The following is a 24,118-nucleotide window of genomic DNA, read 5'->3' on the forward strand; positions in this document are numbered from 1 at the left end:
ACACCCCCGTCTGCGGAGTACTTTGCGCACGTTCTCGCTGTCGGCGGCCCCGGTCAGTCCATCAACACCTGGAAGTGGTCCTCGGCCAGGCTCTGCTCGCCGACCGGCTTGCGGCCATCGGCGCCGGCCAGCTGGACATCGACGGCCTGCACCAGCGGGGCGTGCAGCCCGACCATTCGCATGTCACAGATCAGCGTCCGGTGCTGGCACGGCACCGCCCATCGCAGCGCCGCCGGGGTGGCAGCGGTGAGGATCCGCTCCTCCAAGGGCGCACGCGGCATCAGAACGGGCCCGGCCTGTTCAGCCAGCGCATCGAGGCGGGCCTGGCGCACCGGCCAGGGGACGTTGCGCAGCACATTGCGCGACAGCAGGCCGGTGTCGGGGGTGGGCGCCAGGAGCTCCTCCAGGGACCTGCCGGAGACCACGCAGTCCTCGATCGTCCTGGCCGCGGCGATCACCTCCGGCCAGGGTCGGATCCGGGCTGCCGGCGCCGCCACCCTCGCCAGGATCGAGGACAGCATCGCCGAGGCCGGCCGCCAGGCCTCGAAGGAGTCGGAGTTGGCCATCACCACGACACCGATGCCGGTGGTGGGGTGCCACCGCATGTGCGAGCTGAACCCGGGCAGCCCGCCGGAGTGCCCCACCACCCGGCCGAACCGGTGATCCAGCTCGCAGATCAGGCCATAGCCGTATCCCGCTGCGTCCAGCTGTCGCCCCGCGAAAGGCCACTCAGTGGTCCTCATCACGGTGTGAGCGGTCTGCATCCGGCGTCGGGAGGACGCCGCCAGCACCGCCTCGGAGCGGGAATCGGGGGTCTCGTCGAAGGCCGAGCCGAGGAAGTCCATCCAGCTGGCGAGATCGTCGAGGGTGCTGAACAGGTCCCCGATGCAGCCCAGCGCGCCGGACCCCACGAAGGGCTCCGGGGTGAAGGTGGCGCCACCGTCGAAGGTCCGGAAGCCGCCGGCGATGTCGGTGCCGCCGGGGTACAGCGAGGCATCGGGGCGGGTCGAGGCCAGACCGAGAGGGTCGAGGATCCTTTCCCGGATCGATGCTGCAACCGGACGGCCGGTGACCGCCTCGATGGCCCGGGCGATCTGGGAGACGCCGAGATTGGAGTACTGGTAGCGGGTTCCGGGCAGTCCGCCCAGCCGCAGCCCCGACCTCAGCTGAGCGGCGATCCACTCCCGGGACTCGGCCAGGTGCTCATCTCCCCAGGGGTTGTCCTCGGCGATCCCCGACCGGTTGCTCAGCAACTCCTCCAGGCTGGCGTCGAGGACCGGGTCCTCGGCGCCTCCAGAGAGGTGGTAGCGAGCCCTGCCCAGACCCTCGATCAGCTCGGCGGCCGGCAGGTTGAGGTCCAGGATCCCGGCGTCGCGCAGGGACAGCGCGGTGGCGGCCAGGAACGACTTGGACATCGAGGCGATCCGGTAGACGGTCCGCGCCGATGCCGAGCCGTCGTCCATCCGGGGAGAGCCGCTGGTGTGGACCGCCACCACCGAGCCCCGCCAGGTGATGGCGGCTACGCAGGACGGCGCGAGTGCCAGGGTCGCGGCGTCCAGCTGGGAGTCGAGGACGCCCCGGCACAGCTCGGCGAAGTCTGCCGGGGGCTGCCAGACGGCCCCGATGGGACAGTGCTGGACGGCGGCGGAGGGCAGGGCAGGCACGGGGGACATGAACGGATCCGGACCGATCGGCGGTTCTGGGATCACCCGTGGGCTCTTCGCTGCTCGAAGGCCTGGCGGATCTCGGCGGCGAAGCCGGCCACCATCTGGCGGGCGGCGGCGGTGTTGACGGCGTCATACCCCCGGGCCGCGGCCACCAGATCGTCGCGGGAGTAGCCGTCGGCGGCCAGTGCGGACTCGTCCCAACCCGCCAGGTTCTCAGCGGAGGCCTCGGGGTGGAACTGCAGGCCGCGGACATGGGAACCGATCCGGAATGCCTGGTTGACGATCGCCTGGGAGGAGGCCAGCAGGACCGCCGTCGGTGGCAGCTCCGTGATCATGTCCTGATGGTTCTCGATCATCGGGGTGCCGTCCTTCAGGACGCCGGTCACCGGATCATCGGAGCCCTCGGCGGTGGTGTGGATGAGGGTGGCGCCGCGTTCCTTGGGTCCGGTCTTCGCACACACCTGGCCGCCGGCGACGTCGGCCAGCAGCTGTCCGCCCAGACAGATCCCCAGGGTGGGCAGATCCTCGTCGATGGCCTGCACTGCCAGCCTCCGCTCGCCGCGCAACCAGGGGGCCCGGTCGAACTCGTCGGGCATCAGTCCGCCGCCGAGCATGACCAGGCCGTCGAACTCGCCGAGATCATCAGGCAGGCCCTGGGAGGCGAGCTGCTCGCGCACCTCGAGTCCCTCCTCGACGAGCCAGCCCTTGAGCCGGCGCGGCCCCGAACTGGGCGAGTTGACGACCACCAGGACGGTGGGTGCGGTGCGCATCGGTTCTGCTCCTTGATGTTGCGGTTCGGGCCCGGCCGGGATCGCTCCCGGCCGGGCCGGCGGGGGCACCCGGACCACCGGCTCAATCCGTGAGATCGACCGCCGGGGCGAGTGCCTGAGGATCCGGCTGGGGGGCGTCCCCCCTCATGAAGGCACGGTAGTCGGGGTCGGATGCCTCCACCACCCGCAGCACATTGCGGTGGCCGGCGGCCTCCAGATCGGCCCGCGACCAGCCACGCCGCGACAGCTCCGCGAGCAGCTGCTGGTAGTGCGAGACGTCGTCCAGCCCCCGGGGCATCGAGCCGGTTCCGTCGTAGTCGGCGCCGATCCCGACCGCCGAGACGCCGGCCACCTCGCGGACATGGTCCATGTGGTCGGCGACCTGGGAGATTCCGACCGTGGGGGGTTCCCCGACCTCCCCGGCCTCCACCCAGTCGTGCCTGGCCTGGCTGACGAAGGAGGGCACGAAGGCCACCATCACCACCCCGCCGCCCTCCCCGATCCGGGAGATGACGTCGTCAGGGACATTGCGCGGGTGGTCGCACAGCGCGAGGGTGGCCGAATGGGAGACCATCACCGGGCGGGTGCTGGCTGCCAGCGCGTCGCGCATCGTCGAAGGGGCGACATGGGCCAGATCGACGACCATCCCGATCCGGTTCATCTCCCTGACCACCTCGACGCCGAAGCCGCTCAGCCCGTCGTGGCGAGGGACATCTGTGGCCGAGTCGGCCCAGTCGGTGGTCCGCGACCAGGTGAGCGTCAGGTAGCGGGCCCCGAGTCGGGCGTACTGGCGCAGCACCGCCATCGAGCCGTCGATCTGGGCGCCTCCCTCGACCCCGATGAAGGAGGCGATCCGGCCCTGACCGGCGATCCGACGGGCGTCGGCGGCGGTGGCCGCCAGCTCCAGGGTGTCGGGGTAGCCGGCCACCAGTCGTTGCACGAAGTCGATCTGTTCCAGGGTGCCGGTCACCTGCTGGGCGTCGGTCAGCTGCGGATCCACCCACACCGACCAGAACTGGCCCTGCACGCCGCCGGCCACCAGCCTCGGAAGGTCGGTGTGCAGGCCGGCCACCGGGTGGGCCGGATCGTCGAGCCCACCGACCCGGTAGCCGCGGATCTGGCGGGCGGCCCAGGCCAGATCGTTGTGGCCGTCGATGACGCCGATCACATCAGTGTCGCCCACCCTCAGGACCGGCGCTTCTCGAGATCGTCGTTGATGGCCTGGGTGGCCTGGTGGTCGAGGGCCACCGGCTTGCCGTCCAGAGTCCGGATCGGGGCGGCACCACGGGTGCTGGAGCACAGCCACAGCCCCTCGGCGCCGGCCAGCTCGGAGACCATGATGTTGCCCACCGTGGTGGGCAGGCCGCGAGCCTCCAGCTCGGTGAAGATGTCCCCCTGGGTGGTGCCCTTCAGTATCCCCAGGCTGTCCGGAGGGGTGACGTAGACCCCGTCGATCCGGGCGATGAGAGAGGCGCTGGGGCCCTCCAGGGCGTATCCGTCGATGCTGGTGAAGATGACATCGGAGGCGCCGCGACGCTCGGCCTCTCGCAGCACCGCCTTGTTGACCGCGTACGACAGGGTCTTGGCCCCCTGCAGCAGCCAGGGTGAGGTCTCGGCGACGTCATGGCGGTAGCCGCGGTCCAGGGTCACGACGTCCAGACCGTCACGGCGGACCTCGGTCGGGTCATCGGCGAGGTATCCCAGGGCCCATCCCGACGGTGCCGAGACCTGGCCCTCGATGCCGCGGGTCATGCAGAACTTCACCGCGGCCAGCACACCCACATCGGCCATCTGATGGGCGGTGTCGACGACCACGCGGCGCCATAGGTCGAGGTTGGGCTCGGGCAGCTCCAGCATCGCCGCCGAGTGGGCGAACCGGGCCAGGTGGGCCTCCAGGGCCAACGGGACGCCGTCGATGACGCCGGCCGTCTCGAAGATCCCGTCTCCTCGCGTGATGCCCAGGTCGTCGACCCGGATCAGGGTGGCGTCGGTGGGGTGGCTGCGGAAGGATCCCTCGGGGGTCGACAGATCGACGAAGTTGAGGATCATTGGTTTCATAACGTGCCCGTTCGTGAGTCGTGAGGGTGGCTGCGATGACGCTGACCAACTGTCAGTGATGATAGGCCCCGCTCATCCCGGGTGATTGCACAGCCGGGCCCACCCAGGAGGGTGAATCCGGAATAAATCCGCTTCCATGGCTATGAACCGGGATCTGTTACGGTGAATTCGCTGTCGGCGCTGTGTCTCAGTTATGTAAAAGTCTTGTTATGTTTCGCAAGATCGCCGTTCCCCAGTGATGGGATGCCATCAGATCGCACCAAGATCACAGCTGTACCGGGGTTCCGTCAGGGCCCCGGGTGACCACGAAGGAAGTCCAGATGCGTAACAGATCACGCACCATCAGGAGGGTGTCGGCCTCGCTCGTGGCCGCCACCCTGCTCGCCGCAGGCTCGATCGGGGGCGCCGGGTCGGCCAGCGCCGCTCCCTCTCATGACGTCGCTGACAGCTCCGCCTCGCCGAGCACATCGGCCAGCCCCAGCGTGCTGAGGATCGCGACCTCCGGGTTCGTGGACAGCTTCAACCCGTTCACCTCGATCTACCTGCTGCCGACCAACTCGATCCGCTACATGTACGAGAACCTGGTGGCCAACGACCAGAAGGACGGCTCCCCGACGAAGGGGCTGGCCGACTCCTGGAAGACCTCCAACGACGGCAAGACGTGGACCTTCACCATGCAGGACGGCCTGAAGTGGTCCGACGGGCAGCCGATCACCTCGGCCGACGTCAAGTACACCTACGACCAGATGATGAAGGTCCCCGACCTGGCGGTGGCCAATGGCAACCTGGTGAGCAACTTCGCCAGCGTCGAGGCCCCCGATGCCAAGACTCTGGTGATCAACCTCAAGACCGCTCAGGCCCCAAACCCTGGCGTCGAGATCCCGATCGTCCCCGAGCACATCTGGTCCAAGATCAAGGATCCCGCCAAGTTCACCAATGAGTCGAACACGGTGGGCTCCGGCCCCTTCCAGCTGGTGAGCTACAAGGCCAACCAGAGCATCGTCTTCAAGGCCAATCCCAGCTACTGGCGCGGCGCCCCCAAGGTCTCCGGGCTCCAGTACATCTACTACACGAACTCCGATGCCCAGGTGCAGGCGCTGCGCTCGGGAGACGTGGACTTCGTCACCGGGTTGACCTCGACCCAGTTCAACGCACTCAAGGGGGCCACCGGGGTCACCACCCACTCCGGGCTCGGACGCCGGTACACCTCGATCAGCATCAACAGCGGGATGGAGACCACCAGCGGACAGGCCTTCGGTACCGGCGCGGCGGCCCTCAAGGACGTCAAGGTGCGCCAGGCGCTACGCCAGGCGATCGACAACAAGACCCTGCTCTCCAAGGTGCTCAACGGCCAGGGCACCGAGGCCACCAGCTTCATCCCGGCCTCCTTCCCGAAGTGGAGCCTGCCGACCAACAGCCCGGTGATCATCAAGTACGACCCGGCGGCCGCCGAGAAGACCCTGGACGCCGACGGCTGGAAGGTCGGCTCGGACGGCATCCGGGCCAAGAACGGTCAGAAGCTGAGCCTGCGGCTGCTCGTCGACTCCAGTGATCCCACCGAGCAGACCAGCGCCGACTACCTCAAGCCGTGGCTGAAGAAGGTCGGCATCGACCTGAAGGTGCAGTCCAGCGACTCCGACACGATCTCCGACAAGACCGTCAAGGGCGACTATGACATGTACTTCTCGGGCTGGAGCATCAACCCGGATCCGGACTACCAGCTGGGCATCAACACCTGCTCCTCCCGACCGACCCGTACCGACGGCACCGGTGGCACCACCCAGGACGGCTACTGCAACCCCGCCTTCGACAAGCTCTATGCCGAGCAGCGCGCCGCGCTCGACGAGACCAAGCGTCGCGCCATCGTTCAGAAGATGCTCGAGATGAACTACACCGACACCCCGCAGATCGCGATCTGGTACGGCAACTCGCTGGAGGCCTACCGCTCCGACCGATTCACCGGTTTCGCACTGCAGCCCTCCAACAACGGCATCATCGCCAACCAGGCCGGCGCCTGGGGCTTCCTGGAGGCCGCCCCGGTGGCGGGTTCGACCAATACCTCGAGCTCTCACACCGGACTGGTCGTCGGCGGCATCGTCGTCGCGGTGCTGGTGATCGCCGGCGTCGTCTGGTTGCTGGTGCGGCGTCGGCACGCCGACGAGACCGAGTGACCGACCGGCTGGGGCGTCGCGGCAACGCGCGACGCCCCAGCTGAGTCCGGCCCATCCGCTCCCCACCCGTCCGGTCCGGCCCCGACATGGCAACCTGTCGAGGCCGCCTCCACCCCATACGCCCAGCTGCGCCGAGTCGCTGATCCGGGCCCTCTCGAAGGAGACGCCATGTCCACTGCCGTCGCGTCCACGGTCACCGTGGGGGAGACCGACGAGCCGCCGCGCAGCGTACCTGCGATCAAGTACTTCCTGAGCAAATTGGGGGGTTCGGCGATCTCGATGGTGATGGTGATCCTGCTCGGCTTCTTCGCCTTCAAGCTGCTGCCGGGGGACCCGGTGGCGCTGATGGCCAGGGAACGACCGATGAGCGCCGAGCAGATGGATCAGCTGCGGGCCCAGCTGGGCCTCAGCAAGCCGATGATCGTGCAGTTCTGGGACTACCTGGTCAACGTCTTCACGCTCAACTTCGGCAACTCCTACGTCTACAAGCAGTCGGTGGCCAGCCTCATCGGGCAGTACTTCTGGAACACCATCCTGCTCACCGGCACCTCGGCAGTGATCGCCATCGCGCTGGGCCTGTGGCTCGGCCAGCGCTCGGCATGGAAGCACGGCTCCTGGTTCGACCGGATCTCCTCCGGCATCGCCCTGGTGTTCTGGTCGGTGCCCACCTTCTGGCTCGCCCTGCTGCTGCTGATGGTCTTCGGCGGCTCCCTGCAGTGGTTCCCGACCGGCGGGATGATGAGCCCCTCGCCACCGACCGGAACCCTGGACAAGGTCCTCGACGTCGCCTCGCACATGGTGCTGCCGGTGATCACCATGGTCGCGGTGGTCTACGCCCAGTACCTGATGGTGATGCGCGCCTCCCTCATCGAGGAGATGGGCGAGGACTACCTCACCACAGCCCGCGCCAAGGGCCTGCGCGAGGACAAGGTGAGAACCCGCCATGCCGTCCCGAACGCGCTGCTGCCCACCGTCACCCTGGTCTTCATGCACATCGGCGGGCTGATCGCCGGGGCGGTGACGGTGGAGACGGTGTTCTCCTGGCCCGGGCTCGGCAAGCTCACCTATGACGCGATCAGCGGCCCCGACCTGCCGCTGCTGCAGGGCACCTTCGTGGTCTTCTCGGCGATCATCATCGTGACGAACCTGATGGCCGATCTCGTCTATCGCCTGCTCGACCCGAGAGTGAGGACGGCATGACCGCGACCACACCGACACCCGTGATCCAGGCCGGGTCGGCCCGGACGATGGCGTGGCGCCGCCGGAGCGCTGCGGCCAAGGACTTCTGGCGGGAGTTCCGCCAGTACCCCTCGGGAATGACCGGCCTGGTGGTGCTGGCTGTGATCATCATTCTGGCGCTGCTGGCACCGGTGCTGGCACCCACCCGGATGCTCGACCTCACCCAGCTGCTGGACAGCCCCCGCTACGCCCCGCCCTCCTGGTCCCATCTGTTCGGCACCGACGACCAGGGCCGGGAGCTGTGGGTGCGGATGCTGTGGGGGTCGCGGGTCTCCCTGGTGGTCGGTTTCGCGGCCACCGCGATGTCGATGATCATCGGCACCATCATCGGGATCGCCGCCGGTCACTTCACCGGCTGGGTCGGCGGCCTGCTGATGCGCATCGTCGACTTCTTCCTGGTGCTGCCCTCCCTGATCCTGGCGATCGTGCTCTCCTCGGTACTGTCCCGAGGGGTGATGACGATCGTCATCGCGATCGGCCTGACCTCCTGGGCCGGCACCGCCCGGGTGGTCCGCTCCCAGACGCTGTCGGTGGAGTCGCGAGATTACGTCGAACGGGCCCGGGTGCTGGGTGCCGGCCACTGGCACATCATCATCAAGCACTTGCTGCCGGCGGTGATGCCGCTGGTGCTGGCCAACACCACACTGACCGTCGGGTCGGCGATCATCGCCGAGTCGACACTGTCCTTCCTGGGCCTGGGCGACCCGTCCAAGCAGTCCTGGGGCACCATTCTGAAGAACTCGATGGACCTGTCGGCGGCCACCAGCGGCTACTGGTGGTACGTGCTCATCCCCGGCCTGGCGATCCTGTTGGTCGTGCTGTCCTTCACCCTGGTGGGCCGGGTCGTGGAGACCATCGTCAACCCAACCCTGAGGAGTCGGTGAGCCATGCCGGATCTCATCTTCGACGACGTCTCGATCACCTACCGGACGTCGGGGCGCAACTCCCGAGGCGATGTCGCAGCGGTCAAGCACGTCAGCCTGGAGCTGCCCGCCGGCGGGACCCTCGGAGTGGCCGGCGAGTCCGGCTCCGGGAAATCCACCCTGGCGATGAGCGTGCTTCGGCTGCTGCCCAGGAACGCGACCCTGAAAGGCTCGGTGCGGATCGGCGAGACCGACGTCTCCGATCTGTCCTTCGGCGAACTGCGCGCGGTCCGCTGGGCCGAGGCCTCGATCATCTTCCAGGGGGCGATGCACTCGCTCAACCCCGTGCACACCGTCGGACGCCAGATCCTGGAGGCCCTCGAGCTGCACGTCACCGACCGGTGGCGGACCGAGAAGGCCCGCAAGGACCGCGTCAAGGAACTCATGGAGGTCGTGGACCTGCCCGCCGAGAAGGCCGAGTCCTACCCCCATGAGCTGTCGGGAGGCCAGAAGCAGCGGATCATGATCGCGATGGCGCTGGCCTGCGAGCCCGACATCATCGTCGCCGACGAGCCGACCACCGCCCTGGACGTCATCGTCCAGAAGCAGATCCTCGACATGATCAACGATCTGGTCCAGGAGGGCGGCATCTCGTTGATGATGATCAGCCACGACCTGTCGGTGCTGGCCACCGCCTGCCAGCGGATCGCGGTGATGAAGGACGGCGAGCTGGTCGAGGTGGGGGACGCCCATCAGATCTGCCTGGACCCCCACCAGCCCTACACCCGGCAGCTGGCCTCCGCCTTCCCGGTGATCGGCGATCCGGCCTCGCGGATGAACCCGATCTCGCGGCGGGAGCGTCCGGCGAGGCCTCCGGTCGACCAGCGCCACCAGATGACCGACGAGGTGCTGCTGGAGGCCCACGGGCTCAATGTCACCTATCGCAGCGGCCGCAAGGCCGTGCACGCCGTCAAGGATGTCGACCTCACCATCCGCAGCGGCGAGATCCTGGCCCTGGTGGGCCAGTCGGGATCGGGCAAGTCCACCTTGGCGCGCACCGTGCTGGGGCTCCAGCCCGCTGACGACGGATCGGCCATCCAGTTCCGCGGCCAGGATCTGCCCCATCGGGGCAGGGCGTTGCGCGACTTCCGCGGCCAGGTGCAGATGGTGCTGCAGGATCCCTCGGCGGCCCTCAACCCGAAACTGTCGGTCTACGAGCTGGTGGCCGAGGGACTGCGCATCCAGCACTTCGACGGCGATGAGGAGCAGCGGGTCGTCGAGAGCCTCACCGAGGCCGAGCTCATCCCGGCCGGCGACTATCTCGGTGCGATCCCCCAGGAGCTGTCGGGAGGTCAGCGTCAGAGGGTGGTGATCGCCGGGGCCCTGGCGATCCACCCGGAGGTGCTGGTGGCCGACGAGCCGGTGGCCTCCCTCGACGCCTCGGTGCGCGGGGAGATCCTGGCCCTGCTGCTGTCGCTGCGTGAACGGCTGGGGCTCAGTGCCCTGGTGATCACCCACGATCTGGGCCTGGCATGGAACATCGCCGACACGGTGGCGGTGATGTACCGGGGCCGGATCGTCGAGCACGGCCCGACCGAGCAGGTGCTGCTCCACCCGCAGCACGAGTACACCAGGACCCTGCTGGCCGCAGCCCCGAGCATCCGGGACCAGGAGGTGGCATGATGCCGTCGGCCACGGTGGCCTCCACCGCCCGACCCGCTCGGGCCTATCTGGACTCCGCCCCGCTGAGCCCAGGTGACGTCGTCGCCCTGGTCGCGCCGTCCGGGCCCACCAACGAGCAGAGCATCGGGTGGGCGGTCGGCTACCTCGAGGGGCTCGGACTGGAGGTGCGGCTGGGCGCCAACATCCTGGCCCACGACCCTCGCGCCCGGTACATGGGTGGGTCCGACGACCAGCGCCGGGCCGATCTGGTGGCGGCCTGGACCGACCCCGGGACCGACGCGGTGGTGTGCGCCCGCGGAGGTTACGGCGCGATGCGGCTGATCGACGGGATCGACTGGCAGCAGATGGCCGCGGCCGCCAGGCGCCGCGACGGGAGGCCCAAGCTGCTCACCGGTTCCAGCGACATCACCGCACTCCACGAGGCCTTCCGCTGCCATCTGGGAGTGCCGAGCCTGTTCTGCCCGATGCCGGCCAACGACGTCTTCAAGGATTCCGCGCTGATCCAGGACGACGTCACCAGGTGGTTGACGCAACCCTGGCGGGGCCGCCGGATCGCCGGGCCGAGGGCCGAGGTGATGGTGCCCGGGACCGTCCATGGATGGTTCCGCGGCGGCAATCTGTCCCTGCTGGCCGCCGGGATCGGGGCTCGGGAGGCCGGCCCCGGTGGGCAACCCGAGATCCTGCTGCTGGAGGATGTCGGCGAGGAGGTCTACCGGCTGGACAATCTGATGATCCAGATGGCCCGCAGCGGGCGGTTGGCCGGGGCCGCCGCGGTGCTGCTGGGGTCCTGGCGGGACTGCGGCGATTCCGATCAGATCCGCGCCCTGATGGCCGAGTACCTCAGCGGTCTGGAGGTGCCGGTGGCCTGGGAGGTGGGCTTCGGCCACGACCGCGATGCGCGCAGCATCCCGCTCAATGTGCCCGGCGTGGTGGATCTACCAGCGGGCGGGCCGGTCACCGTGAGGGTCGGGTGAAGTGATGCCTCGAGGTGAGAGCCTGGACCGGCAGGACCGGTGTCTGCTGGCCCTGCTGGCCGACGACGGTCGCGCTCGTCTCTCCTCCCTGGCAGCGGCGACCGGGCTGTCGATCTCCACCGTCCAGACCCGGGTCCGTCGGTTGGAGGAGATCGGGGCGATCACCGGGTACCGGGCGGTCGTCTCCCCGGAGACCCTGGGCTGCCCGCTGGCCGCATTCGTCGAGGTCTACGCCGAACCCGGGATGAATGACGAGGTCCCGGCAGCCCTCAAGGATATCCGCGAGGTCCAGGCCTGCTGGACGGTGGCCGGCGATGCCACCCACCTGATGCTGGTGCGGGTCGGCCACGCCCAGCAGTTGGACGAGGTGCTGACCCGGATACGCTCTGCGGTGCACACCCGCACCCGTACCACCATGGTGCTGCGCTCCCACTTCGATCGCGTCGTGGCGCCGGATCCGGAGATCATCTGATGCCTGTTGCCCAACCCGGCCCCATCGTCCCCACCGAACTGGACCCACGGATCAGCTGGTCGATCCGCATCCTGGACGCCACCGTCGGGGATCTCTCGCCGACCTCCTCGGCCGGGGTGCTGGCCGAGCACACCCCCGAGGTGGTCTGCAAGACCGCCAGCGTCGGCAAGCTCTTCCTGCTGGTGGAGGTCGCCAACCGGCTGGAGGACGGTCGGCTGGATCCTGGCCGGCGCATCGAGATCCCCGACGAGCTGCGCGTCGAGGACTCCGGCCTGCTCTACCGGATGGCCGACCAGCGTCTCACCGTCGCCGACGCTGCCCTGCTGGTGGGAGCGGTCAGCGACAACCTGGCCACCAATGCGCTGGCCCACCTGGTCGGGCTGGACGCCGTCCACGACATCTCCCGGCGGCTGGGCTATCAGCACACCCTGATGCTGGACTACATCCGCAACGAGCGGACCCCCGATGTGCCCTGGACCACCTCCTACGGCTGCGCAGCAGAACTGGCCGATCTCATTGCGGGTCTGGGGGAGGGATTCAGTCCGGCTCACCCCGGAGCCGAGCTGCTCTCCGACCCGGTGCGCCATCGGGTGCTCACCTGGCTGGCCGCCGACACCGACACCTCGATGCTCGCCGACGCCTTCCTGCTGGACCCGCTGGCCCATGTCGAACCCGAGTACCAGCAGATGGTGCTGCGACACAAGACCGGGTCCATCGAGACCGCCCGGATCGAGGTCGGGCATCTCAGCGGCCCGCAGGGGCGGGTGGCCTATGCGGTGGCCGCCAACTGGCCCGACGGGCTGGATCTTCGTGCCGCCGCGATCGATGACATGCGGGAGATCGGGGAGCAGATCCGGGCCCACGTCACCGGGCGGGCACGCGATGACGGCGGGGTGCTGTGACCCTCACACGTCTGGAACCGGTCTCGGGGCTGCCCTGGACGGTGATCCGCGGCGACCGGCGGACGGTGATGACCGAGCTGGGCCGCGCCCATGCCGAGCAGATCGCAGCCTGGCGAGAGCTGCCCGGCTGGGCCCGGCTGGTCGAGAGGGCCACCGAGCCCGACGGCCCAGGACATGACGTCTTCGATGCGGTGGTCGCCTCCAGCAGGAGACTGCTGCCGGTGGAGTCCCAGGAGCTGGAGTGGCTGGCGGCCGGTGCGGGGGTCCCTGCGGCCGAGCTGTGGGCGGTCAACCTGCGCGGCGACCTGGGGCGCGACGGCACCGGTTGCTCCGATCTGTGCACCGCCGCCGCGGGCCGGGTGCTGATGGGCCACAACGAGGACGGGGATGCTGAGCTGGCCGATCTGGTGCGCCTGGTCACCCTGCGGATCGACGGGGACCCGACAGTGACGGTGGTCTGGTACCCCGGGATGCTGCCGGCCAACTCCTTCGTGACGACCTCGGCGGGGCTCAGTTTCGGGATGGACCATGTGCCGGTGGGGGTCTCCTTCACCGGCGGTGCGGGACGCCATCTGGTCGCCCGGCACGCCCAGCGCCAGGCCGACGGGAGGGCGGCCCGCACCGTCCTGGAGACGCTGCCGTGCGCCGGTGGTTTCGCCTTCGACCTGGCCGATGGTCCCGGCGGCCGGGCCGATCTCATCGAGAACGCCGCGGGCCGGGTCGCCAGTGCCGGCGCGGCCGGCCAGCCGGGTGCCGAACCACTGCACCACACCAACCATCTGCTGCTGCTGGACGGCCGACGCGAGGGGCTGGCGGTCGATCCCGCCGATCCCTGGCTGGCTGAGAGCAGGACCAGGCGACGCCGCCTGGTCCGGGCCGCCGCGGATCATCGGCTCGATCCCTCGCAGACCCCTGCCGCAGCGAGCTCCGCCGAGCGGCTCGCGGCGGCGCTGCGCAGCGACGGCGTGCTGAACCGGCGTCCCGGCATCTGGACCTTTGCGACCGCGGTGGCCGACCCGGCCGCCGACCGGATCTGGTTGCAGGGCAAGGGCGCTCCCTGGACCGGTGTGCTGAGCGCCTTCGCCGCCGGAGAGAGGATCAGCTGTGCCTGACCGGGCCCCGATATCCATCAACAGTCCCGAGATCCCAGACCGGCTCCGCGAGGTAGCCGGAGTCGACTGGTCGGCGCTGGCGGTCGACATCGACTCCGGCGGGGTGCTCTTCGAACTGGACGCCGAGCGGGTCTGCGACACCGCCAGCGTCGGCAAGATCTTCCTGCTGCACCGACTACTGGCTGAGGTCGACGCCGGCACCCGGAGCCTGGAGGAGCGCGTCACCCGGCGTCCGGCGGAGTGGATGGACAACTCCGGGCTGTGGTACCTGCTCCAGCAGGACGAGCTGAGCCTCTACGACGTCGCCGCCCTGATCGGGGCGGTCAGCGACAATGCGGCCACCAACACGATGGTGCGGGTGATCGGGCTGGACGCCGTGCGGGAGCACACCCGCGAACTCGGCTACCAGCACAGCGGCCTCGACGACTGCGTCCGGTGGCCGATCCCGCCCGGCTACCCCGCCACCCTGTCGCACGGCAGCGCCGCTGAGCTGGTGCGATTCTGCACCCGCCTGGCGCGGCGTCAGGACCTCTCGGAGGCTTCTGCCGATCAGCTGCAGCGCTGGCTGGGGGCCGGCACGGACCTGTCGATGGTCGCCTCGGCCTTCGGCCTGGACCCGCTGGCGCACTACTACTTCGACCGCGACATCTGGCTGTGGAACAAGACCGGCACGATCTCCACGGTGCGCGCCGACATCGGGGTGGTGATGACACCGACGCGGCGGATCGGCTACGCGGTGCTGGCCAACTGGGGTTCCGGCCGCCAGGTGCGCGACGCCGTGCTCGCCGCGATGAGAGAGGCCGGGCTGGCGATCCGCCGGCAGCTGGTGGGCTGAGCGGGCCGGTCTGTCGGATCGACAGCCCCGCCCCGCCCCAGGGTCTGACACCACGCGGGCATCCGAGACGGAAGCCACACAGACCTGGGACGGGGCGGGGGATTAGGGGGCGCCCTGAGGGCGCGGAGATGCCGGTCCGGCCATGAACCACGGGGGGCTCATGGCCGGACCGGCGGTGATGGTCTCAGATCGCGTCGTCTCCGCGCTCGGCGGTACGGATCCGGATGACATCCTCGACGGGTGTGATCCACACCTTGCCGTCTCCGATCTCTCCGGTCCGGGCTGCGTCGCAGATCGTGGTGGTGATCTCATCGGCCTCAGCATCCGGTGAGAGGATCTCGATGCGGACCTTCTCGACGAAGTCGATGGTGAACTCGGCTCCGCGGTAGACCTCGACGTGTCCGCGCTGGCGCGCGTACCCGCTGGCCTCCGAGATCGTCATTCCGCCGATGCCTTTGGTGGCGAGGGCCAGCTGGACGTTCTCCAGGGTGGCCGGCTGGACGATTGCTGTGATGAGCTTCATGCCTGCACTCCCTTCCTGTCAGTTCTTGCTGGCGTCGTTGGCCTTGGAGGCCGGCACCGGGCTGGTCGGAGAGGTCGGCAGCACCAGCGAGTCGCGGATTCGCATCGAGGTGTAGCGGACATTGGACAGGTCGTAGCCCGCCTCGGCGTGCTCGACCAGGTCGACACCGGTGAGCTCCTGCTTGGTGGTGATCCGGATGCCCATGGTCTTCTTGATGGCGAAGGCGATGATGAAGCTCACGACGAAGCTGTAGACCATCACGGCCACTGCGCAGATCAGCTGGACACCCAGCAGCTTGGCCGAGCCGCTGTAGAACAGCCCGCCCTTGTTGGCCTCCAGGGCTGCGCCCTGCCCCAGTGCCATGTAGTTCGGATCACCGAGGAAACCGATGAGCACGGTGCCGACGAAGCCGCCGACCATGTGGACGCCGACGACGTCGAGGGAGTCGTCATACCCGAACTTGTACTTCAGGCCGACCGCCAGGGCGCAGACCGCGCCGACGATCAGACCGAGGATGATGGCACCGATCGGGGAGACGGCGGCACAGGCGGGGGTGATGCCGACCAGGCCGGCCACCATGCCAGAGGCTGCACCCAGGGTGGTGGGGTGCCCATCGCGGATCCGCTCGACGAAGATCCAGCCGAGGAATGCACAGCCGGCACCGAGCAGGGTGTTGATCCAGGCGTAACCGGCCACCTCATTGGCGCCCAGCGCCGAGCCGGCGTTGAACCCGAACCAGCCGAACCACAGGCCGGTGGCGCCCAGCATCACCATGGTGGTGTTGTGCGGGCGCATCGGGGTGGAGCCGAAGCCGATTCGCTTGCCCAGCACGATGGCCAAGGCCAGCGCACCGGCACCGGCATTGATGTGAATGGCAGTGCCGCCGGCGAAGTCGACGGCGTGCATCTTGTTGAGGATCCAGCCGCTGCCGAACACCCAGTTGGCTGCCGGGAAGTAGCAGAACACGGCCCACAGGGCGCTGAAGACGATCCAGGCGGAGAACTTCATGCGGTCGGCCGCACAACCGGCCACCAGGGCGACGGCGATGATGGCGAATGCCGACTGGAAGGCGGCGAAGGCGAACATCGGGACGGTGCCGACCTCCGCGCCGATCACGCCATGCATGCCGAAGTACTGGAAGGGATTGCCGCTGAAGCCCAACGCGGAATCGTTGTCACCGAAGGCCATCGAGAAGCCGAACAGCACCCAGAGGACCGCGACGGATGCCATCGGGATGACGGTCATCATGATCATGTTCAGCACGCCCTTGGCGCGGACCATGCCTCCGTAGAAGAACGCCAGTGCGGGAGTCATCAGGAGCACGAGTGAAGCGCTCGCCAGAACCCAGGCGGTGTCACCCGCACTGACCTCGAGAATTGGTAGTGGTGTCATGACCCATATCTTCGAGGGGTTGCGTTGCGAGGTAGTGAGCCCAGTGTTACCGCCGTGTCACAGGATCGACCCTGATGTGACAGAAGTGTTACGTGGGGGGTGGTTGATTCTGCTCGGCCGACTGGTATCGGGGTCCGTGATGCAGCTGCTGCGCCCTCTAGGGGATGCGGGACGGACCGGGCCAGTTGGCCGGTCCATCCCGGCCCGACGGGCAGGCGCCGCCCGGCGCGGCGTCCTGAACGCTGGAAGGTGGTCAGCCCAGGGGTTACGGCTCTTGTATTCTGGGCACCGGGAATGCGGTGGGGAGGTCTTCAGATGTACTGCGCGCGATGCGGAGCGAGGGTTGGACCTTCCGAGTTCAGCTGCCCCCGGTGTGCCCTGGACCTGCGGCTGTCCGGTGCGGTGAGGATGACCGATCCCGCCCTGGATGCCCTGCTCCCTGGTCACTCACGGCCGGGTTCCGGCAACCCTCCCGCCGGGGTCGCCCCCTCCCCGTTCAGCGCAGCCCACCCCGCCGCCTCGGCCGATGCCGCCACTCAGGTGCTCCCGACCGTGCTGGCAGCTTCTGGTGGCCCGGCGCAGACCCAGGACCTGACCCGGACCCAGGTTCTGGACCTGAGTTCCTCGGCTGACGATCAGCTCACTGAGGTCATCGCTGCGGGACCCTCCGGCGATGAGGAGGCGCCGAGGCTGCTGAACCCTCCGTCGGGCGATGACGAGCAGGCGGTCGAACGCACCAGGGTCTCCTCCCGGGTGGTGCCACGGCCCGATCACGACCGGTCGGCACTTCCCGCGCAGTGGTTCCGCGATCCCCAGGCGGAGTACGAGGGGGCCCTCGGCAGATCTGAGCCGACGCCGGCTCCGGTCTTCACACCCCCGGCTGTGCCCCGGCCGACTCCTGGACCGGAGCCGGTCAAGAAGGTCAGGCGCACCGGGCGGCGGCTGGGCCCGTTGCTGGTGATCATGCTGGTGGCGGTGATGGCTGTGCTGGCCGCGATGGTCTGGTGGCTGTTCGGCAATCTCACCTCGAAGGCCGACGGTCAGGCCGCCACGACCGTGCCGGCCACGGTGGCCGTCGCAGCCGCAGCCCTGGGGTGACGTCCCTTCAGATCCGCTGCACGCCGCGCAGCAGCCCGGTCGTCGATCCGTCGGCCAGATCTGCCCAGGGGCCCTCGATGGCGATCTCGGTGAGGGTGGCCGGGGGGTACCAGCGTCCGATCTCCTCGGCGCCGGCAGGGTCACTGGGATAGGCGAGTTCGCTGGCCAGGGCCGGAACGGTGGGGGCGTGACCGATCACCAGCACCGAGTCGATCTCCTCACGGGCCTCGGCGATGGCCCCGCGCATGGTGTCGGTGCTGCCCCCGTAGAACCCCTTGATCAACTCGATGGGGCAGTCCAGCCCGCTGGCCTCGAAGGTCTGGCGGGTGCGCAGGGCAGGGGAGCACAGCGTCAGCCCCACCCCGCGCAGGGCCAGCCGCTGGCCCACCTCCGCCGCCTGTCGGCGTCCCAGAGCTGTCAGTGGCCGTTCGGCGTCGCCACCGCCTGCCGGGATGGAGTCCGGCTGGGCGTGGCGGAGCAGGAAAAGGGTGTGCACCCGTCAATCCTGGCACGGCCGCGCCCCGAACCGGGGATGGTCCGGGAACCGGCACGGGCCCTCGCCTCTACGATGAGGCCATGCCGCTGACCGACCTGTCACTGGAGGAGTCGCGCGGGTTCAGCCCGGCGATCCCCGAACCCGACGACTTCGAGACATTCTGGACTGCGACGCTGAGCGAGCACCGGGACCGCCCGCTGAATGTGCGGCTGACCCCCTTCGACAACCGGCAGCAGGTGACCGACTGCTGGGACCTCGGATTCGACGGGTATCTGGGGACGCCGGTCTCCGGATGGCTCCAGGTTCCCGCCGGGGCGACGGGTCCGCTACCGCTGGTGGTGCAGTACAGGGGCTACAGCTCCTCGCGGAAGGTGCCCTTCGCGTCCCCCTTCGCCGCGGCCGGCTACGCCCACATCGTCATCGACCCACGGGGCCAGGGTTGGGCCCATCCGACGATCGTCGACTCCGCCGGCGATGACGGCCCGTGGGGGAGCGGGTCGGGGGCTCCCGGGTTCATGACCCCACATCTGGACGATCCCGCCAGTCACTACTTCCGGCGTCTCTACATCGACGCCTTCCGAGCCCTGCAGGTCGGCCTGAGCCTGGACCTGGTCGACCCCTCCCAGGTGGCCCTGGTGGGACACTCCCAGGGTGGCGCCCAGTCGGCTGCGGTGGCCGGGCTGGCCGCGATGACCGGGATCCCGCTGAACCTGGCCTGCGTCGACTCGCCTTTCCTGTCATGCATCCGGCGCTGCGTCGACCTGGCCTCCTCGGGGCCCTACCTCGAGGTGGTGAGCTGGCTGCGCAGCCACCCCTATCTGGTGGCCAGGGGGTTCGCGACCCTGAACTACTTCGACATCATGCATTTCGTCCCCCGGGCCCGCTGCCGGACGCTGTTCTCGGTGGCGATGATGGACGGCACCTGCCCGCCGTCGAGCGCCTGGGCCGCATACAACGCCTGGGGTGGCAGGCCCGGCACCGGTGCAGCTCAGGTCAGCAAGGACATCACGGTGTATCCCTTCGCCCAGCACCCGGCCGGCGAGGACGTCCAGACCTGGAACCAGCTCGGCCTGCTACGGAAGGTCCTCGGTTCGCCCGATCCGGATACCGCCGGGAATCGGTGAGCCGGTCAGCCGGCATCCACCGGCCGCAGGGCCACTGCCAGGTCGCGCTGGATGGAGGAGTCCACCCGGTGCGAGAAGTGCGACCACTCCGGGCCGTCCTGGGGCACCAGCCCGGCCTCGGCCATCATCGCGAGCAGGTCCTCCCGGGCCAGTCCGTGGGTGTTCCAGGACAGTCCCAGGGCTCCTCCCCTGCGCAGCTGGCCCGCCCATACCGGGATCGCCTCGGCGAGCAGGGAGGCCGGGGAGCGGTGCGGTCCCGACTCGGTGTGGGCGCCGTGCACGATGCCGTAGGGGGCGTCGGTGACGATCGCGTCGAAGGTCTTGCGGCCCCACAGCTCCGCCGAGTCGCGGGTGTCGCCGGGAAGTGCGGCCAGGGTCAGCGGGGCCAGGCCGGGGAGCCTCACCTCGGCGTCGAACCGCTTGCCCAGGGTGCGGCCATCGCGGCGGAACTTGGAGCTGCCGGCACTGTGCTTGAGGCGCTTGCGGCGCAACCAGGTCGACAGGTGGGCGGCCATCGCCTCCAGGGCCCTGACATCGTCGTCGACCCCGTAGGCGTTGTGCCCGGCCAACCAGCAGGTGGCCAGGGTGGTGCCCCGGCCACACATCGGGTCCAGCACCGCAAGCCGCTCGCCGGCATCACGACGGGCGGCGGGGCCGCCGCGCAGCGCCGCCACGGTGACGTTGAGCAGCAGCCGGGTGAACTGCTCGTTGGTCTTGCCCTGGTACTTGGGGATGGTGACCAGGTCGTCGTCGAGGAGGTCCACCCGCGGCAGCTCGACCGGGCGCAGCAGATCCCCTTCCAGGGCGAAGCAGGCCATCGTCGCCGAGGCCCCCGAGATCCCCGCCAGGGTGGCGTCGTCGAGGTCCGCCGTCTCGAGCGCCAGGTACTCGACCCCGGCCAGGCTGGTCGGCTCGATCGGCCCGATCGCAGGACAGGTCAGAGCCAGTTCAGCAGCTGACAGCTGCGGTGACTGCCCGACGTAGACGTGGTTGGCCGACGGGGACAGCAGAACGAGACAGCGCGTCACGCCAGGTTGACCTGGTGGTGCTCGTAGGGGGTGCCCTTGGCGCGGTCGAAGGAGCTGTTGATCTCGGCCTCGGCCAGCAACCGGCCGGTCCAGGTGGCGCCCTCGACCGACTTGCCGGGCTCGAGATCCTTGTAGACCGTGAAGAAGTGCTCGATCTCCATCAGGGTGAGGTTGCCGACATCATCGATGTCCTGCAGGTAGTCGCGACGGTGGTCGGCGCTGGCCACGCACAGCACCTTGTCGTCGCCGCCCATCTCGTCCTGCATCTGGAACATCGCGATCGCCCGGCACTGGATGAGGCATCCGGGGAAGGTCGGCTCCTGCAGCAGCACCATCGCGTCGAGCGGGTCGCCGTCCTCGCCCAGGGTGCCCTCGATGTAGCCGTAGTCGTAGGGGTACTGGGTGGAGGTGAACAGCGTCCGGTCCAGCCGGATGCGGCCGGTCTCGTGATCCATCTCGTACTTGTTCTTGGTGCCACGAGGAATCTCGATCGTCACGTCGAAGGTCATACCCTCCGGATCCGGGGCGGAGAAGAAGTTGTGGAAGTCGTCGGTCACTGTCGACCCTCTCTTGTGTCGGACGCGCGGATGGCGGAAACTGTATAACCAGCAATGCGGAGGAGGCCGGGTGGCAGAGCATCGTCGGCGGTGGCCCCAGTCTGTGCGTTTCCTCATTCTGGCACTTCTGCTAGTAGTTCTAGCAGGTGGTGGCGCAATCTGGGGACACGATGCGCTGAGGGCCAGTGGTCTGGTGAGGCCCACTGCATCCTCCTCCCTGCCGGCGCAGCTGTTCTCACCGACCCCGCAGGCCAGCGGTCCCGGCGGCCAGGGAGTGGTCGGCGCGGCCACTCCTCAGCCCAACTCCACCGCACCGGCGGACCCGGCCAAGGTCGCCGCCCGGATCGATGCCGTGAACCCCGCTGCGAAGGGCACCCTGGGTGCCGTCTCGGTCGATCTGGCCAGCGGGCGGACGCTGTACTCACGCGGTGCCGACACCATGCTGGCCCCGGCCTCCAACCTCAAGGTCCTCACCGGTATCGCCCTGCTGGACGCCGTCGACGCCGGCACCCGGTTCTCCACCAGGGTGGTCCGCACCGACAAGGCCTCGGCCAGCCCGTCCGCCGCCGGCTCGGCTGCCGGATCAGCGGCGATCACCCTGGTCGGCGGCGGCGACCCCTACCTGCTCTCGGTCCCCTCCGCGAGCTACCCGCAGTTCGCCTCGACGCTGAATCTGGCGCATTCGGCCGCGGCGGCGCTGAAGGCGCAGGGGGTCACCACCGTGACCCTCAGCTATGACAGCACCTTGTTCACCGGGCCCGACTGGAACTCGGACTGGCCGGCCAGTTATGCCGATCAGGTGACCCACATCAGCTCGCTGTGGGTCGATGAGGGACGACCCGCGGGTGCCACCTCACGCTCGACCACCCCGGCGCTGCAGGCCGCCCAGGTCTTCGCGGGTCAGCTGCGGGCCGCCGGGATCACCGTCTCGGGGACGCCGTCAGCAGCCAAGGCGCCGGCCTCGGCCAGCCAGCTCGCCGCCGTCGCCTCGGCCCCGGTGGAGGATCTGCTGAAGCGGGCGCTGCTGTCCTCGGACAACGCCGCCACCGAGGTACTGAGCCGCCAGATGGCGATCGCCTCCGGTCAGCCGGCCAGCTTCCTCGGGGCCGCCGCTGCTCTCCAGCAGCACCTCACCAGAATCGGCGCCTGGCGTTCCGGGGCGGTCATCAAGGACGGCTGCGGGCTGTCGCGCAACAACCGGGTGAGCGCGACGATGCTGGAGCGCGCCTGGCGGTTCGCGCTGACCACCTCGCGCACCGAGGCGCTCGCCGACCTGGTCCCGGTGGCCGGGGTGGCGGGATCTCTGAGCAACCGATTCTCAGGTGCGGGGGAGGTCACCGGACGCGGCGTGGTGCACGCCAAGACGGGCTCTCTGACGGGGGTGTCCTCACTGTCGGGCTGGGTGCGCACCGCCGACGGCCGGGTCGTCGTCCAGGCGATGATTCTCAACAACTCCCCGGATGTCGAGGCCGCCCACACCTGGTTGGACACCGCCTGGTCGGCGGTCGCCGGGTGCGGCTGCACAGCATGACCCTGATCGATCCGGCACCGATCTCCTCGGACCGTGGACCGCTTCGGGGGATGCGGATCTGATGGCGCGTCGGGAGCTGGGCCCCCACAGTCTGCGGGTGGGTCAAGCGGTGGCCGCGATGCTGGACGGCGTGCCGGACGCAGTGGTCGGCTGCTCCGGCGGACCCGACTCGCTGGCTCTCGCCCTGGGCGCCCGCTGGGCGGCTCGGCGGACCGGGACCCGGGTCACCGCCGTCATCGTCGACCATCAGCTGCAGGCCGGTTCGGGCCAGGTGGCCGCACGGACCCTGGAGCTTCTGAGGGCCCGGGGGATCGACGCCCAGCTGCGTACGGTGGACGCCTCGAGTGGCGACGGGGGCCCGGAGGCGGCCGCCCGGACGGCTCGCAGACGAGCTCTGGCCGAGGTGGCCGGTACCTCCCCCGTGCTGCTCGGACACACCCTCGACGACCAGGCCGAGACCGTGCTGCTCGGGCTGGCCCGAGGATCGGGGACCGTCAGCCTGGCGGGGATCCGGCCGCGGGCCGGACAGTTCTGGCATCCACTGCTGGAGGTGCGACGCCGCGACACCCGGGCTGCCTGCACCGAATGGGCGGTGACGCCATGGCACGATCCCCAGAATGAGGACCCCGCCTTCCTTCGCTCCCGGGTGCGCGGCAGGACTCTTCCCTCCCTGGAGGCCGACCTCGGACCGGGAGTGGCCGAGGCGCTGGCCCGTACCGCCACCCTGCTGGCCGGCGAGGACGAGGTGATGACCGGCCTGGCGCGGAGCTGGCTCGATGGCCACGGCCTTCCCCGAGCCGAGGCGGTGTCCTCGGAACCGGGGGTCCTCCCGCTGCCGGAGCTGGCCGCCGCACCGATCGGACTGGCCCGCCGGGTGGTGAAGAGCTGGCTCGACGGCGCAGGCCTGGAGATCTCCTTCGCCCACGTGGAAGCCGTCCTGGGGCTCCAGGACGCCGAGGGGGGCTCCGGCGTCGACCTTCCCGGGGCTCGGGTCATCCGCCGCGGCAGGACTCTGGTGCTGGTGTCGAAGCACACCCGCGACCGGTAGGCTCGACCCGTGCGAGCTGCTGATCTGCCAGAAGATTTCGACCACGTCCTCTACTCCCAGGAGGAGGTGGCGAGCCGCATCGCGGAGATCGCCACCGTCATCGACCACGACTACGCGGGCCGCGAGCCGTTGCTGGTCGGCGTCCTCAACGGGGCGGTGATGACGATGGCCGATCTGTGCCGGGCGATGAAGGTGCACTGCCAGATGGACTGGATGGCGGTCTCCTCCTACGGCGCCGGCACCAAGTCCAGCGGCGTGGTGCGGATCCTCAAGGACCTCACCACTGACATCAAGGACCGTGATGTCCTGATCGTCGAGGACATCATCGACACCGGCCTGACGCTGTCCTACCTGGTCGACAACCTGCGGACCCGTGAGCCAGCCAGCCTGGAGATCATGGCGATGTTCCGCAAGCCGGAGGCGCTGACCGCCCCGGTCGACGTCAAGTACATCGGCTACGACATCCCCAACGAGTTCGTGGTGGGCTTCGGACTGGACTACGCCGGCCGCTACCGCAACCTCACCGACGTCGCCACCCTCGCCGAGCACGTGTACAAGTGAGCCGGGCCCCTCAC

At 69.2% G+C, this 24,118-nt stretch carries 23 protein-coding genes; 14 read left to right on the plus strand and 9 right to left on the minus strand.

Going from position 1 to position 24,118, the window contains the following annotated elements:
* Positions 1-53: 53 nt before the first annotated feature.
* From G554_RS0103435 to G554_RS0103450, 4 genes are all read right to left on the minus strand, one after another.
* Positions 54-1,673: a serine hydrolase domain-containing protein gene (locus G554_RS0103435; RefSeq protein ID WP_084648288.1), complete on the minus strand. Its 1,620-nt coding sequence runs from the start codon at positions 1,671-1,673 to the stop codon at positions 54-56.
* A 32-nt stretch (positions 1,674-1,705) separates the two neighbouring features.
* The gene (locus G554_RS0103440) at positions 1,706-2,437 is read right to left on the minus strand and encodes a type 1 glutamine amidotransferase (protein WP_036924379.1); all 732 of its coding nucleotides are present in this window, start codon (positions 2,435-2,437) and stop codon (positions 1,706-1,708) included.
* Positions 2,438-2,519: 82 nt separating this feature from the next.
* Complete coding sequence (locus tag G554_RS0103445) at positions 2,520-3,620, minus strand: dipeptidase (protein WP_245569927.1); 1,101 nt, start codon at positions 3,618-3,620, stop codon at positions 2,520-2,522.
* A 2-nt stretch (positions 3,621-3,622) separates the two neighbouring features.
* Positions 3,623-4,495, minus strand: coding sequence for an aminotransferase class IV (locus G554_RS0103450; RefSeq protein ID WP_027586810.1), 873 nt, complete (start codon positions 4,493-4,495; stop codon positions 3,623-3,625).
* Positions 4,496-4,815: 320 nt separating this feature from the next.
* On the opposite strand from G554_RS0103450, the gene G554_RS0103455 reads away from it, so the two are divergent.
* The 9 genes from G554_RS0103455 to G554_RS14460 all read left to right on the plus strand — a co-directional run bounded on the left by G554_RS0103455 (position 4,816) and on the right by G554_RS14460 (position 14,746).
* The gene (locus G554_RS0103455) at positions 4,816-6,666 is read left to right on the plus strand and encodes an ABC transporter substrate-binding protein (protein WP_027586811.1); all 1,851 of its coding nucleotides are present in this window, start codon (positions 4,816-4,818) and stop codon (positions 6,664-6,666) included.
* Between the two features lie 168 nt (positions 6,667-6,834).
* Positions 6,835-7,866 (plus strand): ABC transporter permease, encoded by a 1,032-nt coding sequence (locus G554_RS0103460; RefSeq protein ID WP_027586812.1) that lies wholly within the window; start codon positions 6,835-6,837, stop codon positions 7,864-7,866.
* Positions 7,863-8,789, plus strand: coding sequence for an ABC transporter permease (locus tag G554_RS0103465; RefSeq protein ID WP_027586813.1), 927 nt, complete (start codon positions 7,863-7,865; stop codon positions 8,787-8,789). Before G554_RS0103460 ends, G554_RS0103465 begins: the two co-directional genes overlap by 4 nt.
* A gap of 3 nt (positions 8,790-8,792) precedes the next feature.
* Positions 8,793-10,451, plus strand: a complete 1,659-nt coding sequence (locus G554_RS0103470) for an ATP-binding cassette domain-containing protein (RefSeq protein WP_027586814.1) — start codon at positions 8,793-8,795, stop codon at positions 10,449-10,451.
* Positions 10,448-11,425, plus strand: coding sequence for a S66 peptidase family protein (locus G554_RS0103475; RefSeq protein WP_245569928.1), 978 nt, complete (start codon positions 10,448-10,450; stop codon positions 11,423-11,425). The genes G554_RS0103470 and G554_RS0103475 overlap by 4 nt, the downstream gene beginning before the upstream one ends.
* Positions 11,426-11,429: 4 nt before the next feature.
* Entirely contained in the window at positions 11,430-11,897 is a 468-nt protein-coding gene (locus G554_RS0103480; RefSeq protein ID WP_027586816.1) for an Lrp/AsnC family transcriptional regulator, read from the plus strand.
* Positions 11,897-12,799, plus strand: a complete 903-nt coding sequence (locus G554_RS0103485; RefSeq protein WP_051232352.1) for a serine hydrolase — start codon at positions 11,897-11,899, stop codon at positions 12,797-12,799. The genes G554_RS0103480 and G554_RS0103485 overlap by 1 nt, the downstream gene beginning before the upstream one ends.
* Entirely contained in the window at positions 12,796-13,911 is a 1,116-nt protein-coding gene (locus G554_RS0103490) for a C45 family autoproteolytic acyltransferase/hydrolase (protein ID WP_027586818.1), read from the plus strand. The genes G554_RS0103485 and G554_RS0103490 overlap by 4 nt, the downstream gene beginning before the upstream one ends.
* Positions 13,904-14,746: a serine hydrolase gene (locus tag G554_RS14460; RefSeq protein ID WP_245569929.1), complete on the plus strand. Its 843-nt coding sequence runs from the start codon at positions 13,904-13,906 to the stop codon at positions 14,744-14,746. Before G554_RS0103490 ends, G554_RS14460 begins: the two co-directional genes overlap by 8 nt.
* 184 nt (positions 14,747-14,930) lie before the next feature.
* Here G554_RS14460 and G554_RS0103500 read toward each other — a convergent pair whose 3' ends face one another.
* Together G554_RS0103500 and G554_RS0103505 are read right to left on the minus strand one after the other, a co-directional pair.
* A complete protein-coding gene (locus G554_RS0103500) occupies positions 14,931-15,269 on the minus strand; it encodes a P-II family nitrogen regulator (protein WP_027586819.1) in 339 nt (112 codons plus the stop codon).
* An 18-nt stretch (positions 15,270-15,287) separates the two neighbouring features.
* Positions 15,288-16,661 carry an ammonium transporter gene (locus tag G554_RS0103505; RefSeq protein ID WP_036924382.1) on the minus strand — a complete coding sequence of 458 codons (1,374 nt, stop codon included), beginning with the start codon at positions 16,659-16,661 and terminating at the stop codon, positions 15,288-15,290.
* Positions 16,662-17,069: 408 nt separating this feature from the next.
* Between G554_RS0103505 and G554_RS0103510 the strand changes: the two genes are divergently transcribed.
* Positions 17,070-17,759: a hypothetical protein gene (locus G554_RS0103510; protein ID WP_027586821.1), complete on the plus strand. Its 690-nt coding sequence runs from the start codon at positions 17,070-17,072 to the stop codon at positions 17,757-17,759.
* 7 nt (positions 17,760-17,766) lie between these two features.
* On the opposite strand, the gene G554_RS0103515 is transcribed toward G554_RS0103510, so the two are convergent.
* A complete protein-coding gene (locus tag G554_RS0103515) occupies positions 17,767-18,255 on the minus strand; it encodes a SixA phosphatase family protein (protein WP_027586822.1) in 489 nt (162 codons plus the stop codon).
* Between the two features lie 80 nt (positions 18,256-18,335).
* Between G554_RS0103515 and G554_RS0103520 the strand changes: the two genes are divergently transcribed.
* The gene (locus tag G554_RS0103520; RefSeq protein WP_027586823.1) at positions 18,336-19,379 is read left to right on the plus strand and encodes an acetylxylan esterase; all 1,044 of its coding nucleotides are present in this window, start codon (positions 18,336-18,338) and stop codon (positions 19,377-19,379) included.
* A gap of 5 nt (positions 19,380-19,384) precedes the next feature.
* Here G554_RS0103520 and G554_RS0103525 read toward each other — a convergent pair whose 3' ends face one another.
* On the minus strand, positions 19,385-20,407 hold the full coding sequence (locus G554_RS0103525) for a TRM11 family SAM-dependent methyltransferase (protein WP_027586824.1): 1,023 nt from the start codon (positions 20,405-20,407) through the stop codon (positions 19,385-19,387).
* Positions 20,404-20,964, minus strand: coding sequence for an inorganic diphosphatase (locus tag G554_RS0103530; protein ID WP_027586825.1), 561 nt, complete (start codon positions 20,962-20,964; stop codon positions 20,404-20,406). Before G554_RS0103530 ends, G554_RS0103525 begins: the two co-directional genes overlap by 4 nt.
* A 193-nt stretch (positions 20,965-21,157) precedes the next feature.
* On the opposite strand from G554_RS0103530, the gene dacB reads away from it, so the two are divergent.
* From dacB to hpt, 3 genes are all read left to right on the plus strand, one after another.
* Positions 21,158-22,495, plus strand: coding sequence for a D-alanyl-D-alanine carboxypeptidase/D-alanyl-D-alanine endopeptidase (gene dacB / locus G554_RS0103535; RefSeq protein ID WP_245569930.1), 1,338 nt, complete (start codon positions 21,158-21,160; stop codon positions 22,493-22,495).
* 61 nt (positions 22,496-22,556) lie between these two features.
* Complete coding sequence (tilS, locus tag G554_RS0103540) at positions 22,557-23,543, plus strand: tRNA lysidine(34) synthetase TilS (RefSeq protein WP_027586827.1); 987 nt, start codon at positions 22,557-22,559, stop codon at positions 23,541-23,543.
* Positions 23,544-23,552: 9 nt separating this feature from the next.
* A complete protein-coding gene (hpt, locus tag G554_RS0103545) occupies positions 23,553-24,104 on the plus strand; it encodes a hypoxanthine phosphoribosyltransferase (protein ID WP_027586828.1) in 552 nt (183 codons plus the stop codon).
* Positions 24,105-24,118 lie beyond the last annotated feature (14 nt).

This window comes from Acidipropionibacterium thoenii DSM 20276 (assembly GCF_000423445.1).
GTDB lineage: Bacteria > Actinomycetota > Actinomycetes > Propionibacteriales > Propionibacteriaceae > Acidipropionibacterium > Acidipropionibacterium thoenii.